Annotated in this window: 15 protein-coding genes; 5 read left to right on the top strand and 10 right to left on the bottom strand. The window is 65.0% G+C overall.

What is annotated here, in order from left to right; genetic code table 11:
- The first annotated feature begins 17 nt into the window (after positions 1-17).
- Positions 18-1,184: a UDP-4-amino-4,6-dideoxy-N-acetyl-beta-L-altrosamine transaminase gene (gene pseC, locus ACXAJV_RS05750; protein WP_475082934.1), complete on the top strand. Its 1,167-nt coding sequence runs from the start codon at positions 18-20 to the stop codon at positions 1,182-1,184.
- Here the strand turns inward: pseC and ACXAJV_RS05755 are convergent.
- Entirely contained in the window at positions 1,181-1,666 is a 486-nt protein-coding gene (locus ACXAJV_RS05755) for a nuclear transport factor 2 family protein (protein WP_475082936.1), read from the bottom strand. The genes pseC and ACXAJV_RS05755 overlap by 4 nt on opposite strands.
- An 87-nt stretch (positions 1,667-1,753) precedes the next feature.
- The gene (gene pseB, locus ACXAJV_RS05760) at positions 1,754-2,827 is read right to left on the bottom strand and encodes a UDP-N-acetylglucosamine 4,6-dehydratase (inverting) (RefSeq protein WP_475082938.1); all 1,074 of its coding nucleotides are present in this window, start codon (positions 2,825-2,827) and stop codon (positions 1,754-1,756) included.
- Positions 2,828-3,055: 228 nt separating this feature from the next.
- Between pseB and ACXAJV_RS05765 the strand changes: the two genes are divergently transcribed.
- Positions 3,056-5,812: a hypothetical protein gene (locus ACXAJV_RS05765; protein ID WP_475082940.1), complete on the top strand. Its 2,757-nt coding sequence runs from the start codon at positions 3,056-3,058 to the stop codon at positions 5,810-5,812.
- Between the two features lie 16 nt (positions 5,813-5,828).
- Here the strand turns inward: ACXAJV_RS05765 and ACXAJV_RS05770 are convergent, their stop codons facing one another.
- The 4 genes from ACXAJV_RS05770 to ACXAJV_RS05785 form a co-directional block, all read right to left on the bottom strand.
- Positions 5,829-6,479, bottom strand: coding sequence for a class I SAM-dependent methyltransferase (locus tag ACXAJV_RS05770; RefSeq protein WP_475082943.1), 651 nt, complete (start codon positions 6,477-6,479; stop codon positions 5,829-5,831).
- Between the two features lie 84 nt (positions 6,480-6,563).
- Positions 6,564-7,013, bottom strand: a complete 450-nt coding sequence (locus ACXAJV_RS05775) for a flagellar basal-body protein FlbY (protein ID WP_475082945.1) — start codon at positions 7,011-7,013, stop codon at positions 6,564-6,566.
- A gap of 1 nt (position 7,014) precedes the next feature.
- Positions 7,015-7,344 (bottom strand): rod-binding protein, encoded by a 330-nt coding sequence (locus ACXAJV_RS05780; RefSeq protein WP_271185893.1) that lies wholly within the window; start codon positions 7,342-7,344, stop codon positions 7,015-7,017.
- A gap of 5 nt (positions 7,345-7,349) precedes the next feature.
- The gene (locus ACXAJV_RS05785) at positions 7,350-8,471 is read right to left on the bottom strand and encodes a flagellar basal body P-ring protein FlgI (protein WP_475082947.1); all 1,122 of its coding nucleotides are present in this window, start codon (positions 8,469-8,471) and stop codon (positions 7,350-7,352) included.
- Between the two features lie 249 nt (positions 8,472-8,720).
- Here ACXAJV_RS05785 and ACXAJV_RS05790 point away from each other — a divergent pair, with 249 nt between their 5' ends.
- Positions 8,721-9,140 carry a flagellar assembly protein FliX gene (locus ACXAJV_RS05790; protein WP_475082950.1) on the top strand — a complete coding sequence of 140 codons (420 nt, stop codon included), beginning with the start codon at positions 8,721-8,723 and terminating at the stop codon, positions 9,138-9,140.
- A 176-nt stretch (positions 9,141-9,316) separates the two neighbouring features.
- Positions 9,317-9,745 (top strand): RNA polymerase-binding protein DksA, encoded by a 429-nt coding sequence (gene dksA / locus ACXAJV_RS05795; RefSeq protein ID WP_348506918.1) that lies wholly within the window; start codon positions 9,317-9,319, stop codon positions 9,743-9,745.
- 165 nt (positions 9,746-9,910) lie between these two features.
- On the opposite strand, the gene ACXAJV_RS05800 is transcribed toward dksA, so the two are convergent.
- The gene (locus ACXAJV_RS05800; RefSeq protein WP_475082953.1) at positions 9,911-10,996 is read right to left on the bottom strand and encodes a serine hydrolase domain-containing protein; all 1,086 of its coding nucleotides are present in this window, start codon (positions 10,994-10,996) and stop codon (positions 9,911-9,913) included.
- 94 nt (positions 10,997-11,090) lie between these two features.
- Here ACXAJV_RS05800 and ACXAJV_RS05805 point away from each other — a divergent pair, with 94 nt between their 5' ends.
- Positions 11,091-11,648, top strand: coding sequence for a winged helix-turn-helix domain-containing protein (locus tag ACXAJV_RS05805; protein ID WP_475082955.1), 558 nt, complete (start codon positions 11,091-11,093; stop codon positions 11,646-11,648).
- A 66-nt stretch (positions 11,649-11,714) separates the two neighbouring features.
- Here the strand turns inward: ACXAJV_RS05805 and flgH are convergent, their stop codons facing one another.
- The 3 genes from flgH to flgG are packed head-to-tail and all read right to left on the bottom strand — an operon-like array spanning position 11,715 to position 14,222.
- Positions 11,715-12,461 carry a flagellar basal body L-ring protein FlgH gene (flgH, locus tag ACXAJV_RS05810; RefSeq protein ID WP_475082957.1) on the bottom strand — a complete coding sequence of 249 codons (747 nt, stop codon included), beginning with the start codon at positions 12,459-12,461 and terminating at the stop codon, positions 11,715-11,717.
- 18 nt (positions 12,462-12,479) lie between these two features.
- On the bottom strand, positions 12,480-13,424 hold the full coding sequence (gene flgA, locus ACXAJV_RS05815) for a flagellar basal body P-ring formation chaperone FlgA (RefSeq protein WP_475082959.1): 945 nt from the start codon (positions 13,422-13,424) through the stop codon (positions 12,480-12,482).
- A gap of 12 nt (positions 13,425-13,436) precedes the next feature.
- Positions 13,437-14,222 (bottom strand): flagellar basal-body rod protein FlgG, encoded by a 786-nt coding sequence (flgG, locus tag ACXAJV_RS05820; protein WP_475082962.1) that lies wholly within the window; start codon positions 14,220-14,222, stop codon positions 13,437-13,439.
- Positions 14,223-14,236 lie beyond the last annotated feature (14 nt).

The raw sequence follows: 14,236 nt of genomic DNA on the forward strand, positions 1-14,236 counted from the left end.
TTCAAGGAGGCCCTCCGATGTCCGCATCCTTCCTGCCCTATGGCCGCCAGGCCATTGATGAAAGCGATATCGAAGCCGTTGCCGAGGTGCTTCGCGGCGACTGGCTGACAACAGGGCCGGCCGTCGATGCCTTCGATGCGGCCTTTGCCGAAGCTGTCGGTGCACGGCATTCCGTGGCCTGCTCGAACGGTACGGCGGCGCTGCATCTGGCGCTGGCCGCGCTGGGCGTGAAAGAGGGCGATACCTGTGTCGTACCGGCGATCACCTTCATGGCGACGGCCAATGCCGCACGCTATTGCGGCGCGGAAGTGGCCTTCGCCGATGTCGATCCGGATACCGGGTTGATGACGCCGGAAACGCTGGACGCGGCACTGGGGCGGGCCGACGGAACGGCCCGGGCCGTGCTGCCGGTGCATCTGGCCGGGCAGTGCGGCGCGCTGGATGAGCTGGCCCGTGCGGCGGCGCTGGCCGGTGCTGTTCTGATCGAGGATGCCAGCCACGCGGCCGGCTCTTTCTATCAGGGCGAACCGGTGGGCAATGGCCGCTATTCGGCGGCGACCACTTTCTCCTTCCATCCGGTCAAGACGATCGCGGCCGGCGAGGGCGGGGCGGTGACGACAAATGACGACGCGGTCGCTGCGCGGCTTCGCCGGCTGCGCAGCCACGGGATCGAACGCGATGCGGCGCGTCACCGGCGCCAGGAGGGCGAGCCCTGGTGGCACGAAATGCACGCGCTGGGCTGGAATTACCGGCTGAGCGATATCCATGCGGCGCTGGCGCATTCCCAGCTGAAACGCCTGCCGGCCTTCATCGAACGGCGCCAGGCACTCGCAAGGGCCTATGATACGGCGCTGCAGGACCTGCCGGATACGGTGCGGCCGCTGGCGCGCACGCGCGCCTGCAATCCGTGTCTCCATCTCTATCCGGTGCGGATCGATTTCGAGGCCGCCGGGCACTCGCGCAGCGCCGTGATGGAGGCGCTGCGCGAGCATGGTATCGGCACCCAGGTCCACTACATCCCGGTCAATGAGCAGCCCTACTACCAGGACCGTTATGGCCGGCAGGAGCTGCCCGGCGCGCGCCATTACTACGAGCGCACGCTGTCACTGCCGCTCTTTGTGGGCATGGCGGATGACGATCCGCAGCGGGTCGTGGATGCTCTCCGTGACGTGCTGGAGCGCTAGTCTCCCGGCGTCGCCGCGTTATAGGCCTGCAGCGTGTCCGTGTATTGCTGGAAGCTGGTCACCTGGCCGTCTTCGACGGTCATGACATGGACGAATTGCAGGTCCATGTATTCGCCGGTTTCACGGTTGGTCCCGGTATACCGGCCCATGACGGCAATCTCGTTGCCATTGGAAATCATGCGTTCCGGTGTCGCTGTAAAGCCGTCCCACTCAGCCACGGTCCGGCCGATAACGCCTTCCAGCACGGCGTCCGGGCCGACATAGGGATTATTGTCGGCGTAGATGTAGTTTTCCGCTTCGTTCCAGACGACTTCGGGGTGGAGATAACCGGCAAATGCCGGAACATCGCCAGCGGCAAAAGCGGTGTAGATACCGTGCGCCACGGTTTCGGCTTCGGTCATCTCCGCGCTTTCGTGGTGATCGGCCAAAGCCGCATTCGACAGGAACAGACCGGCGAGGCCGGCGATCAGGATGTGCTTCATGTTTTCCCCCAATGATTGATTGGGGATATTACCACAAAAAGCGGTTGTGCAGTCCCGAATGACCGGTGCCTGAACGACCCGGTCTGGCTAGGCCGCTTCGGCCTGTCCGATCAGGCGCCGCAGGGCCTTGCCGTCCAGCTGTTCCGGATTGGTGTTCGAGGCATAGCTGAAACCGTCCGGCACAAGATGCGCGCCGGTGGCCAGATAACGGGCCATCAGCTTGGCGCTGTGGGCGGGCAGGATGGCATAGCGGTCCTCGAGCTCCACCGTGGTGCGCGAGTCGTCCTCGGGGATCATGATCTCGTGCAGCTTCTCGCCGGGCCGGATGCCGATGATGCGATGGGGCAGGTCCGGCGCCATGGCGCGGGCCAGATCGGCCGTGCTCATCGAGGGGATTTTCGGCACGAAGACTTCACCGCCGCGCGCCATCGCCAGGCTGGACATGACAAAGTTCACACCCTGCTCCAGCGTGATCCAGAAGCGCGTCATGCGCGGATCCGTGATCGGCAGTTCGCGGGCACCGTCTTTCAGCAGCTTGCGGAAATAGGGAATGACCGAGCCGCGCGAGCCGACGACATTGCCGTAGCGCACGACCGAGAAGACCGGTCCGCCATCACCGCCCATATGCTGGGCCGCGGTGAATATTTTATCTGCGGCCAGTTTCGAGGCGCCGTAGAGATTGATCGGGTTCGCCGCCTTGTCCGTGGACAGGGCGCAGACATTCGAGACGCCGCGCTTGATCGCGGCGCGGACCACGTTTTCCGCCCCCATGACATTCGTCTTGATGCATTCGAACGGGTTGTATTCGGCGATCGGCACATGCTTCAGCGCGGCCGCGTGGATGACGATATCGACATCGCGCATCGCCTGGTCCAGCCGCGACTCGTCGCGCACATCGCCGATGAAATAGCGCAGGAAGGGATAATCGCTGGGCGAATAATCCTGAGCCATTTCATACTGTTTCAGCTCGTCGCGCGAGAAAATGATCAGCTTTTTCGGTTTGAATTCCGCACAGATCGCCGCCGTGATCTGGCGCCCGAAGGAGCCCGTCCCGCCGGTGATCAGGATCGTCTTGCCGTCCAGCGGCATGCGCGGCTCGAGAAAGCTGCGCTGGGGCAGCAGTTTCTCCAGGGGCGTCTCGGGCGCAGTCCTGTCAGACATGCATGGCCTCGCGATTCGATTTCGATGACCGACGCTGCGCCGACAGGGTTAACGGCGCGTTAGGCCCCGCCGGAACGGCGATTCTAGCAGATTTTCGCCACGCAGGCCGGAAAACCGGTGTCCGTCGCCGGAAAAAGTGTTTGAGAGCAAGTTGTTTACGCTGTCTGGCAACACTTTGTTTGTGTTCTGCAGCGACACTCTGCAACCAGGAAAAAAGGGTATCGGATCGTGGCAATCGTCGGGATCAACCAGTCACTGCTGACCAGCTGGTATTCGGCACGGGTGACCGCCGCCACGGTGGGGACGTCGCCGCTTGCCCAGTCGGCGGCCGGCAGCAGCCAGGCGGGCGAGGACGTAGCCGCGCCCTGGGAGCTTGAATCCGACGAGCTGCAGACGCTGGAGGAAATGCGCCGCCGTGTGATGGCGACGCAGGACTTCTTCCTCGATCCCGGCCGCGAATTTTCCGACGTCGATGCGCCGGACGATCACAAGGCCCTGTTCTCGCTGCATCAGGGGCTCAAGCGCCTGGTCTCGCTCGCCGAGGAAGCGCAGGACAAGACCACCACTGATGCGCGCCGCATGATCCTGGAGAAGGCTTTCCAGAACGGCCTGGGTCAGCTCGACGAATACTTCCAGGACATGCGCCTTGAGGAACTGACGCTGCTCAAGGGCGAGGAGCTGACCAAGATCGAGAGCGCCGTTGCCGTGTCGCGCGGGGTGTCACAGTTCAAGTCCGGCATCATCCACACCGGCGAGTACGATGCTGAAGTGCCCAGCCTGACCGGCGATGTGCAGTTCAATATCTCGGTGAAGAAAAATGGCGTGACGACCGATGTCGCCATCAATCTGGCCGATATGGGCGGCCAGACGCGTAATCTCGACAACATCGTTGCCCACATCAATACCGAGCTGGAAGCCGCCGGCATGGTGACGCGGTTCGAACGCACCAAGATCGGCGAGGAAAACGATATCGGCGTGATCCCCGGCAATGATCACGGCTTCCTCGTGCGCGGTGTGTCGACGGAACAGATTTCCTTCTCCGCCCCCGCTGCCCAGCCTGCGCTCTATTTCGCCGGCGTGTCCGGTATCAACGAGACCGCCGGCGGCCAGATCGTCAAACTGACCGACCTGGCCAGCGGCGACCCGTCCATCGGTTATTCCACCCGTTTTTCTGCCGACCCGACTGCGAGCGAGGTCGATGTTGTCGGCGGCGAGGACGGCGAGACCCGCACGAAGCTGGTCGACAATCCGCTCGAGATCCAGGCCACTGCCGCTGCGGCCGATGGCGGCATTTTCGTGGTTGGCAAGACGACCAACTCGACCGACGGCCAGACGCTGAAGGGCGAGCAGGATCTCGTCCTGGCCAAGTATGATTCCGCCGGCAACCGCGTCTGGAGCCGCGTGCTCGGCGCAGCTGACGATGCCGAGGGCGCCAGCGTCGCCGTCGATGCGGACGGCAATGTCGTCGTGACCGGCCAGGTGACGGGCGGTCTGGGTGCCACGACCGATATCGGCGGCTCCGACAGCTTTGTGGCCAAGTATAATGCAGCCGGGGTCGAGCAATGGCTGCAACGTTTCGGCGGCACGGGCGACGACAAGGGCACGGCCGTTGCGGTCGGCGATGACAGCACGATCTATGTTGCTGGCAAGGCGGCCTCGGTCTTCGGAAACCAGCCCCACCAGGGCGGTGTCAGCGACGGCTATCTGCGCGCGATCGGTGCCGACGGACAGACGTTGTGGACCCGCCGTATCGGCGATGCCGGCGATGAGTCCGTTTCCGCGATCGCTGTGGCCGATGACGGCAATATCCTGGTCGCCAGCAATGAGGGCGGCACGGCCGTGCTGCGCAAGTTCGATGCGTCCGACAGTGCGGCTCCGGCGCTGTGGGAACAGTCGCTGGGCGATCTGGACGACGGTTCTATCGGCGGCATCGCGGTCGATGGTGCCAATGTCTACATCACCGGCGCGGCCGGCGGCGCCTTCGCGCCGAGCGCTCCGGTGGGTGCCCATAATGGCGGCGTGCGCGACGCCTTTGTGGTCAAGCTGACCGACGGCGCCAGTGCCAATGTCGACTACACAACCTTTGTCGGTTCGGGCTCCGATGACGGCGCGGCCGATATCGAGGTCTTCAACGGCAAGATCTATATCGCCGGCAAGACGCTGGGCGGAATCAATGGCGATACGCTGAACGGCGAGCGCGATGCTTTTGCGGCGCAGCTCGATGCGGCGACCGGCGCGCTCGACTGGTCGCACCAGATGTCCGGCCGCAACGGCCTGTCCCAGGCCACCGGCCTGGCGATCGGGGCGGGGGACGACTCGGTGCTGGATGCGCTGGGCCTGCCGTCAGGCACGCTGACCTATTCCGACACCCGCGTGGTGACCGACCGCAGCTCGGCGCGCGAGGGCGATCATTTCTACGTGTCCGTCGATGGTGGCCGCCGCAAGAAGATCACCATCGATAATGATGACACGATGCGGTCGCTGACCTTCAAGATCAATGCGGCGCTGGTGCTGGACGGTACGGCGGATGTGCGCCGGTCCTCCGATGGCGACCAGTTGCGGATCAAGGCGGCCGAAGGCAAGACGATCGAGTTGTTTGCCGGGGCCGACGGCCGCGACCTGCTGGAGTCGCTGGGCATCCAGCCGGGCGCTATCGTCAACACCGGCTCCCTGCTGGACGATGACGAGAAGACCTCCGACAGCCCGCCGCTCTTCGCCCTGGAATTGCCGGTCTCGATGTCGCTGGGTGATGAGAAGTCCGCGGAATCCGCCTTCGAGGCAATCCAGAACGCGATGTCGAAAGTGCAGCGCGCCTATCGCGAGATCACCATGGACCCGGCTCTCAAGGCGCTGCTGGAAGGTCCGCAGGCGGGCAAGACGGGCGGCACGGTTCCGGCCTATTACAGCGCCCAGCTGGCCAATTACCAAGCCGGGCTGGCGCGCCTCAACGCCGCCCCGCAGACTGGCGCGGGCCTCTTCCTCTAGTTTCGGTTCCGGCCGGTCAGAGCGGTTTCGAAAAGGTGAGGGCCAGCAGGCGCGGCGGCGTGTCCTCATCGACCTCGGCGCCCGCCTCGATCGCCTCGTTGAGACCGGTCAGCACCAGGCCTGCGGCCTCGGCGCCGGCGACATAATCCGACACGGAATGCACATAGGCTTCGACGAGCGCGGCTTTGCCATTGCGCTCGAACCGGGCCCGGCTGCCGCGCATCTGGCGGTCCGGATGCAGTTCGGAAATGAAGAGCAGCCCGCCGGGCTTCAGGGCACGGCCGATCTCGGCATAGACCGGCGCGAGGTCGTCGACATGCTCCAGCACGAGATTACCGACGACAAGATCCGCCACCGCATCGGCGCAGGGCCAGGGGCGGGTGATGTCGTGTTCGGCAAAGCTGACATGATCGCCCAGCCCCCGGGCGCGGGCGCGCTCCAGCATGGCGGGCGATAGATCGAGTGCGAGTACGGAAGCGGCGCGTGAGGCGAGATACTCGGTATTCTTGCCGGTACCGGCACCGAGCTCGATCACGGTGGCGCCGTCGAGGGGAAGTTCTGTTGTGCGCAAGACGAGGGCATCGAGATCGCGGGTGCGGTTCTCGTTGCTGTCATAGATCTTCGCCCATTCAGAATAGGCGTCGCGGGTCGGAATCGGCTCGGTCATGATCGGCTCCTTCACCGTATGACCGCTTGCCGCGATTGGCCCGGCAAGTAAAGGCCGGGCCGGATCGTGGCGGACCGTCCGCCGTCAGGCCGTGTGGTTCACCGCCATTGCGAAACTGCCGGTGGAGCCAGACGGCCGGTTGCCATTGGCGCCATAGCCCGAGCCGGCATTGCGCTGGCGGGCGGCCTCGTCGGCGATGGCCTTCACCACGCCTTCGGTCAGGACTTTCATGGCATTGACCACGCGTCCGTTCTCGTCGAGCGCGGTGTGGAAGGCCTTCGTCGCTTCGCGCAGCAGGGCCTTGGCCTGCTCGGGCGCGCCGGAGAACCGGCCCGGTTCCTGGCGGGCGCGGGCGACTTCGGCGCGGTAGATATTGGCCAGTTCGGATTTTTCGGTCTGAAGCTCGATCGCCTCATGGGGGCGGCGGGCCTTGAACAGGCGCGTCTCCTCCTGGATCAGCGCGGTCAGGCGCTGGGTCAGCTTGAGCAGGGCCTGGGTGCGTTCCGACCCGTTTGCGGCTGCCAGTTCCGTCATATCAATTCCCTCCTCCGGCTTCCTGATAGCGCAGGATCTCGGCCGTCAGCCGGTCGGCTAGGCCCAGCCCGCCCGATTGCGCCATCACTTTCGCGTATTCCTCGTGCAGCAGTCCCTTGAAGGCCTTTTCGCCCGGGCCGCCGCCAAACGGATTGTCTTCGCCCACGCCCGAGAACATCTGTTCGAGCATCTGGGAGAGGAAGAAGGCTTCGAACTCCTCGGCGGCCGCACGGGCCTCGGTCTCGGTGCGCGCAGCGGCGGTGTTCGGGGCGCCCTGGGAGCGTCCCGCCGCGGCGGCATTGGCCATCTGGAGTTCGAACAGATTGTCCATGGTGCTTACAGGACCTCGATATCGGCCTGCAGGGCGCCGGCGGCCTTGATCGCCTGGAGAATGGTGATCATGTCGCGCGGGCTGACACCCATCGCGTTCAGACCATCGACCAGCTCGCTCAGCGAAACGCTGCCGCGGTCCAGCACGCCCAGCTGCATCGTGTCTTCCTCGGCGGTGACATTGGTGCGCGGCAGCACAACCGTCTCGCCATTCTCGGCGAAGGGCGAGGGCTGGCTGGCGACCGGGGTCTCCGACACGGTGATGGTCAGATTGCCCTGGGCGATGGCAACGGTGGAGACGCGCACATGCTCGCCCATGACGATGGTGCCGGTATTCTCGTCGATCACGATGCGCGCCGGCAGGTCCGGCTGCACGCGCAGCTGCTCGACTTCGGCCAGCAGGTCGATCATGTCGCCCTCATAGCTGGCCATGCGGTTCAGGCGGACCGTGGACGGGTTTTCCGCCCGGGCCGCGCCGCGGCCGATATAGGCATTGATGGCGTCGGCCATGCGGCGCGCCGTGGTGAAATCCGGATTGCGCAGGGACAGGCGCAGGCTGTCGCGGTTGGCGATCTCGGCCCACGGATCGATACCCGTGCCGTCGAACGGGTTTTCCACGATGCCGCCATTGGCGATCCGGCCGGAGGTCGGCACGCCGCGGGTGATCGTCGCGGCATCGCCGCCGGCTTCGAAACCGCCCACCGTCAGCGAACCCTGGGCCACGGCCCAGGCACGGCCATGGCTGTCGAACAGCGGCGTGGCGATCAGCGTGCCGCCCTGCAGGCTGTCGGCATCGCCGATCGCGGAGACCGTCACATCAATGCGCGAGCCTTGGCCGGAGAAGGCCGGCAGGCTGGCGGTCACCATCACGGCGGCGACATTATTGGTGTTCAGGTTGGCGTCGCGGGTGTTGACGTTGAAATGTTCCAGCATCGCGTTCAGCGACTGGTTGGTGAAGGCCGAGTTGCGCAGGCTGTCGCCCGAGCCGTCTAGGCCGACGACAAGGCCGTAGCCGACAAGCGGGTTTTCGCGAACGTCTTCGACGTCCACCATGTCCTTGATGCGCGAATTGGCCAGGGCCGGGGTGGCCAGGGCGAGGGCGGCGATCAGGGCGGTCAAGATGCGCATTTTGCGGTCTCCGGAACGGGTTCGCATACGCCCTTGCGAAGACCGTGCCAGACTGGAAAACTTGGTTAATATAATAAAACACTGAAAAATAAGAGGTTTGACGCTAGCTTGGTGGCCGGTGGGGCGGAAAACCTGACCTGTGCGGCCGATTGCCGGGCATAAATTGCCGGGCAAACCGCGTCGGTTAAGCCTCTATTAAGTGGCCCGGTTCATCCATTAACGCATCGCAGAGAGGCATCGATTCTCGCCATGAAGATCCAGGGACCCAGCTCGAACTCCGCCGTTTCGGCAGGCAAGCGCAAGACCACGTCTGGCGCCTCCTCCCAGGGATTCTCGGTCGATACGGGCAGCCCGGCGGGCCGCACGGCCTCGACCGGCGCCGCAGGTGCTGCCTCGACGGTTCAGTCTGTCGATGCGATCCTCGCCCTGCAGGGTGTGGAAGATGCGACCCAGGCCAAGAAGAAGGCGACCGAGCGGGCAATGAACCTGCTTGATGTGCTCGACGAGCTGAAGCTTGCCCTGCTTGAGGGCGGCCTGCCGCGCGCCAAGCTGGTGGCCCTGATGAACCTGCTGCAGACCCGCCGCGACCAGACTCACGATGCCCGGCTGGAAGCCGCGCTGGACGAGGTTGAGACGCGTGCCGCTGTGGAACTGGCCAAGTTCTCCTGATCGGGACCGCCTCGCGCAGGTCTGAAAACTCACACTATTTCTGATGCTTTCCGGTACGGCCGCTGAATTGCAGTGCCGCCAACAGCGCCTGCGCGTTGACTTGCGGGGATCGGCGCATATTCTCCGGCCCGCTTTCAGGGGAGCGTGGGAAACCGTATTGTGGTGAGTGGAAAGCGATGAGTGAATCCGAACGCATCGAACTGCCCAAGAACTATTTCCCGTCGGACGACGAGCCGTTCATGAATGACCGGCAGAAAGAGTATTTCCGGCGCAAGCTTATGGCCTGGAAGGAGGAGATCCTCCGCGAGAGCCGTTCGACCATCTCCAATCTCCAGGAAGATATGGGCGCGCTGCCCGATCTGGCCGACCGCGCCTCGACCGAGACCGATCGCTCCCTGGAGCTGCGGGCCCGCGACCGCCAGCGCAAGCTGATCTCCAAGATCGACAGCGCCCTGCGCCGCATCGAGGAAGACAATTACGGCTATTGCGAAGAGACCGGCGAGCCGATCTCGCTCGCCCGCCTCGATGCCCGCCCCGTGGCAACCCTGAGCCTGGAAGCCCAGGAACGCCACGAACGCAAGGAACGCGTCCACCGCGACGAATAGGGTCCGCGCGGACGCGTATCTCCAGGGCTCTTGTTTGCGCCTTTCCTCCCCATTTCATGGGGAGGTGGATCGCCGCCAGGCGGCGAGACGGAGGGGCGCCGCGCCAGCGGCGTCATGTCTGAGACAAGCCCACCGCCTTCCGGCGCTCACGCGCCAGCCTCCACTTTATTTGTTTTCCGGCTCGAACAGTGCAACCGCTATCGCGTGTTCCGCGCTGTCGGCATCGACCTCCCACTGGTCCGACGCAACCACGATCGCAACGCTTTGGTCCTCATAATAGCGCCAGTGACTGTTATAGGCCCGGCTGCCGCCATTATGCCAGTAGACCCGGCCCATCCCGGCGATGTCCTCGACCACAAGCCCGTAACCATAATAGCTCGGCGCGCCATCGCCTTCCTGCTGGTGGCGCCGGTGCGTGAGGGCCCGGACGTCAAAACCATCCAGCTGCCCGGTCTCATAGGCATTGACCCAGGCCAGAAGGTCACGCGGTGTCGAGAGCATGCCGCCATTGCCGATCAGGTGCCAGGAGGGCGTGCCGCCGCCCCATGCGGTATCGGCGACGGCGCGTGTGGCGGCGTCGGCGTTCTGGCAGCACATCGCTTGATAGCCGGTGTGCGATATCCCGGCCGGCAGCAGGATGCGGGACCGTAGTGCGGTATCGAAAGTCTGTCCGGAAACCCGTTCCACGATCGCCGCGAGCACGCTGTAGCCGACATTGGAATAGTCGTACCGGGCTCCGGGCTCGGCTGCCAGCGGCGTGGCCCAGGTGCGAGCCAGATAGGCCGCCTGGTCCAGCACTTCGTGATCGTCGCCGACCGCGTGGGGCAGGCCGGACGTGTGCGTGAGCAAGTGGTGGACCGTGATGCCGGCTTTGTCGCCGGGCGCATCAGGGAAAACCTCGCCCAGTGTCGTCTCCGCCGACAGTGCGCCGTCCTCGATCAGGCTGGCGACGAGCAGTCCGGTATAGCTCTTGGTGATCGAGAGCAGGTCGATCGGCGTGTCCAGGCCGAAGGCGCGGTCCTCACTGTCGCGGCTGCGTTCGTAGACGAGTTCTCCATTGCGGGAGACGGCGATCGTGCCGGTGAAACCCCGTGAGGCCAGTTCGTCGAAGGCGGCATCCAGCCGTGCCAGCGAGACCGGTTGTTCCTGGAAGACCTGAGCGTCCGCAGTGCGAGGGGTGGCTTCGGTGCTGGCAGGCAGACCGGCGCAAAGAAGGAGGAGGCTGGCAGTGACTCTTGTTCCTGTGTGCATGCTTGTAGCCCTTTCTCAAGGTGGTGTATGGCTGGGAAAGGCTCGTGGCGTATGCTTCAGGCCGTTCGCGGGCCTGACCAAAACGTTTCGAAACATGCGTGAAGACCAAATTCTGATACCTGCCGACGCGTCTCCCGCATCGCCCGTCCATCGTTTCGCGATCGGCGCTGTCGTGTGCGATCTGGCGGACGGGCAAATTCTCGGTGACGGGCGGGACGAGCGGCTGGAACCGCGCCTGTGCGGCGTGCTCTCGCTCCTTGTCCAGTACGCACCCGAGCCGGTGACGCGGGACATGTTTCTCGAGATTGTTTGGGATGGAGACGGATCGGACGAAGCGCTGACCCAGAGCATTTCGCGCCTGCGGCGCCTGCTCGGCGATGCCGGCGCTATCCGGACCCATCCGCGGATCGGCTATAGCCTTGCGCGACCGGTTCAGCCAGCGCCGCTGGCGCTGCCGGGGATGGAGCAAAAGCCGGCATCGGGCTGGCGGACGCATCTGGGACGGCGGCAATGGGCGGCCGTCGGGGCCGCTGCGGTGATGCTTGCCGTCCTCGCCGGTGTGTGGATCGAGCGTGTCCGCACCACACCGGCGCCGGGCGAGGTGGAGTTCATCGAGATCGAGCGGGAATTCGACACCGCCCCCGGCAGCTAAAAAATAGGCCGCCGCGAGTGAACGCGACGGCCTCAGTGGAACCCGATGGTGGCGGGGTCTTAGGTCCTAGAAGGGCATCAGGAGGTCATAGATCTCCTGGCCATAGCGGGGGCGCTGGACGTCGGTGAGATGTCCGCGGCCGCCATAGGAAATACGGGCTTCGGCGATCTGGGTGTGGGCGATCGTATTGTCCGAAGCGATGTCCTGCGGACGCGCGATGCCGGTGATCAGCAGTTCGCGCACTTCATTGTTCACACGCACTTCCTGACGGCCGGCGATGACCAGATTGCCATTGGGCAGAACCGAGGTGACCAGGGCGGCTACGGTCAGGGAGATGCTTTCCGTCCGGTTGACCGAGCCGGCGCCCTGCGAGGAGGAGGACGAACCCAGGCTGGCGAGCGAGGACGGGTCGATATTGTCGTTGAAGAAGCCGGTCAGGTCGGCGCCGAAGAATTGTGTCAGGTCGGCATCTTCCGCCGAGGAGCGCGTCCGGTTGGTCGAGTTCTGCAGCTGGGCGCGGTCGGAAATGTCGATATTGACCGTGACGATGTCGCCGACGCGGGCGGCGCGCGGATCGCCGAAGAAGGTCGGCGAGTTGGCGTTCCACAGCGAGTTGCTCTGCGAGGTGTGCTGGCGCGGCGTGGCGTAGACCGGCGGCATCGGGATCTGCTGCGGACCGGCACCGGCGAGGACGGCCGGGTTCTCGATCGGCGTCATGGGCGGCGTCTGGCCGACATAGGACAGGCGGTCAGTGGCTGCGCAGGCCTGCAGGGTGGCCGCGCCGATGATGAGGATTGCGATTTTGCGGATCATGGGGGTTCTCCCTGGATATCAGAAGCTGGCGGCCGGCGAGGCGCCGACGCGAGCACGGCCCGGCCCGTCGACAAGGGCCTCCACCGTGCGGCTGGACTGCAGATTGACGAAGCGGGCGATCTCGCCGTCGGCGGCGTTTTCCATGGCGCGGGCGCGCACGGAGAGCTGGATGCCCGGAGCTTCGAAGACGAGGGTGACGAGTTCACCGCGTTCGATCATCAGCGGGCGCTGCAGGTCATAGCCGCGCAGCGGCTCGCCCGGGCGCAGAGCGCGGCGGGTTTCCAGGCCGATGATGGCATCCGGATCGAGCAGCGAGTCCGGACGCAGACGGTCCGAGCGCAGCGAGACCCATTCGATATCGGCGTCGGAGATTTCGGCGCCGGCCGGGATGGCGCGGGCCAGGACCGGCACATCGACCGTGATATAGGCGCGGCCGGTGATGCGTACAGACTGGGCACCGTCATAAGGCGTGATGTCGGCGACGAGCATGCCCGAGCGCGGATCGAAATTCATCGACGCGACCTGCAGCCCGCCGGTCGCATCGACCGGGGCGTGCAGCGCCATCGCGGTGTTCGACAGACGCACTTCGTGAACGCGGCCCTCTTCGGCGAACAGCTCGCCTTCCAGAAGGTCGGTCAGCGTGGCGGCGTCGATCACCTGGCTGTCGCGGGCCACCGTGATGCGGCGGACGCTGGCGGCATTGGCCCAGTCCAGACCGTTCTCGGCGGCGATGCGGCGGACATAGTCCACCGTCAGCGAGGTGCGCCCGCCCGGTTCCGGGGCGCGGGCGACCACGATGTCGGCGGCTTCGCCGTCGACCATGAAGAGATCGCCAAGCGTGATGTGAGCGCCATCGACCAGGAGTGTTTCGCGCAGCACCACCGTGTCGCTGGCCAGGGCCTGCGGCGCAATCAGCGCCGAGGCGGCCAGGCAGGTGAGGGCGAGGAGAGATGTGCGGGTCATCTATTCGCTCCGTTAGCGCAGGTTCGAGGACGCGGCGAGCATCTCGTCGGATGCCGTGATGACTCGGGCATTCATCTCGTAGGCGCGCTGCGCCTGGATCAGGGCGGTGATCTCGGCGACCGAGTTGACGTTGGAGCCTTCCACGAAACCCTGGCGGATGATGCCGTAACCCGGCGAACCCGGCGTGCCGACAGAGGCGGTGCCGGAAGCGGCGCTTTCCAGATAGAGATTGTCGCCCGTAGCCTCGAGGCCGGCCTCGTTGAAGAAGGTCACCAGTTCCAGCTGGCCCACGGTGGACGGTTCGGTCTGGCCGTCGATGAGCGCCTGGACCTGGCCCTGGGCGTTGATTGCAACTTCCCGGGCGCCCTGCGGAATGGCGATACCCGGTGCGACCGTATAGCCGTCGGAGGTGACGATCTCGCCTTCCGGGCTCAGGGCAAAATTGCCGGCGCGGGTATAGGCATCGGAACCGTCAGGCAGCTGGACGCGGAAATAGCCGCGGCCGGAGATCGCCAGATCGTAGGTATTGCCGGTGTTCGACAGCGGACCCTGTTCGGTGATCCGGTAGATGGCGTCGGCCTGGACGCCGAGACCGACCTGGACGCCCGTCGGCACGATGGTGCCGGCGTCGGAGGAGTTCATCCCCATGGCCTGGACGTTCTGGTAGAGCAGATCCTGGAACTGGGCACGCTGGCGCTGGAAGGCCGTCGTGTTCATGTTGGCCAGGTTGTTCGAGATCACTTCGACATTCAGCTGCTGGGCTTGCATGCCGGTGGCGGCGGTGGTGAGGGAGCGCATGGTTCAACTCCTCC

Source organism: Maricaulis sp. ABE4_448 (assembly GCF_056160825.1).

Coding starts and splice junctions, on each gene's coding strand:
- ACXAJV_RS05780 (WP_271185893.1), bottom strand. CDS start 7,344: ATGGACAATCTGTTCGAACTCCAGATGGCCAATGCCGCCGCGGCGGGA.
- ACXAJV_RS05785 (WP_475082947.1), bottom strand. CDS start 8,471: ATGCGCATCTTGACCGCCCTGATCGCCGCCCTCGCCCTGGCCACCCCG.
- ACXAJV_RS05790 (WP_475082950.1), top strand. CDS start 8,721: ATGAAGATCCAGGGACCCAGCTCGAACTCCGCCGTTTCGGCAGGCAAG.
- ACXAJV_RS05800 (WP_475082953.1), bottom strand. CDS start 10,996: ATGCACACAGGAACAAGAGTCACTGCCAGCCTCCTCCTTCTTTGCGCC.
- dksA (WP_348506918.1), top strand. CDS start 9,317: ATGAGTGAATCCGAACGCATCGAACTGCCCAAGAACTATTTCCCGTCG.
- ACXAJV_RS05770 (WP_475082943.1), bottom strand. CDS start 6,479: ATGACCGAGCCGATTCCGACCCGCGACGCCTATTCTGAATGGGCGAAG.
- ACXAJV_RS05805 (WP_475082955.1), top strand. CDS start 11,091: ATGCGTGAAGACCAAATTCTGATACCTGCCGACGCGTCTCCCGCATCG.
- flgG (WP_475082962.1), bottom strand. CDS start 14,222: ATGCGCTCCCTCACCACCGCCGCCACCGGCATGCAAGCCCAGCAGCTG.
- ACXAJV_RS05755 (WP_475082936.1), bottom strand. CDS start 1,666: ATGAAGCACATCCTGATCGCCGGCCTCGCCGGTCTGTTCCTGTCGAAT.
- flgH (WP_475082957.1), bottom strand. CDS start 12,461: ATGATCCGCAAAATCGCAATCCTCATCATCGGCGCGGCCACCCTGCAG.
- pseC (WP_475082934.1), top strand. CDS start 18: ATGTCCGCATCCTTCCTGCCCTATGGCCGCCAGGCCATTGATGAAAGC.
- flgA (WP_475082959.1), bottom strand. CDS start 13,424: ATGACCCGCACATCTCTCCTCGCCCTCACCTGCCTGGCCGCCTCGGCG.
- pseB (WP_475082938.1), bottom strand. CDS start 2,827: ATGTCTGACAGGACTGCGCCCGAGACGCCCCTGGAGAAACTGCTGCCC.
- ACXAJV_RS05775 (WP_475082945.1), bottom strand. CDS start 7,013: ATGACGGAACTGGCAGCCGCAAACGGGTCGGAACGCACCCAGGCCCTG.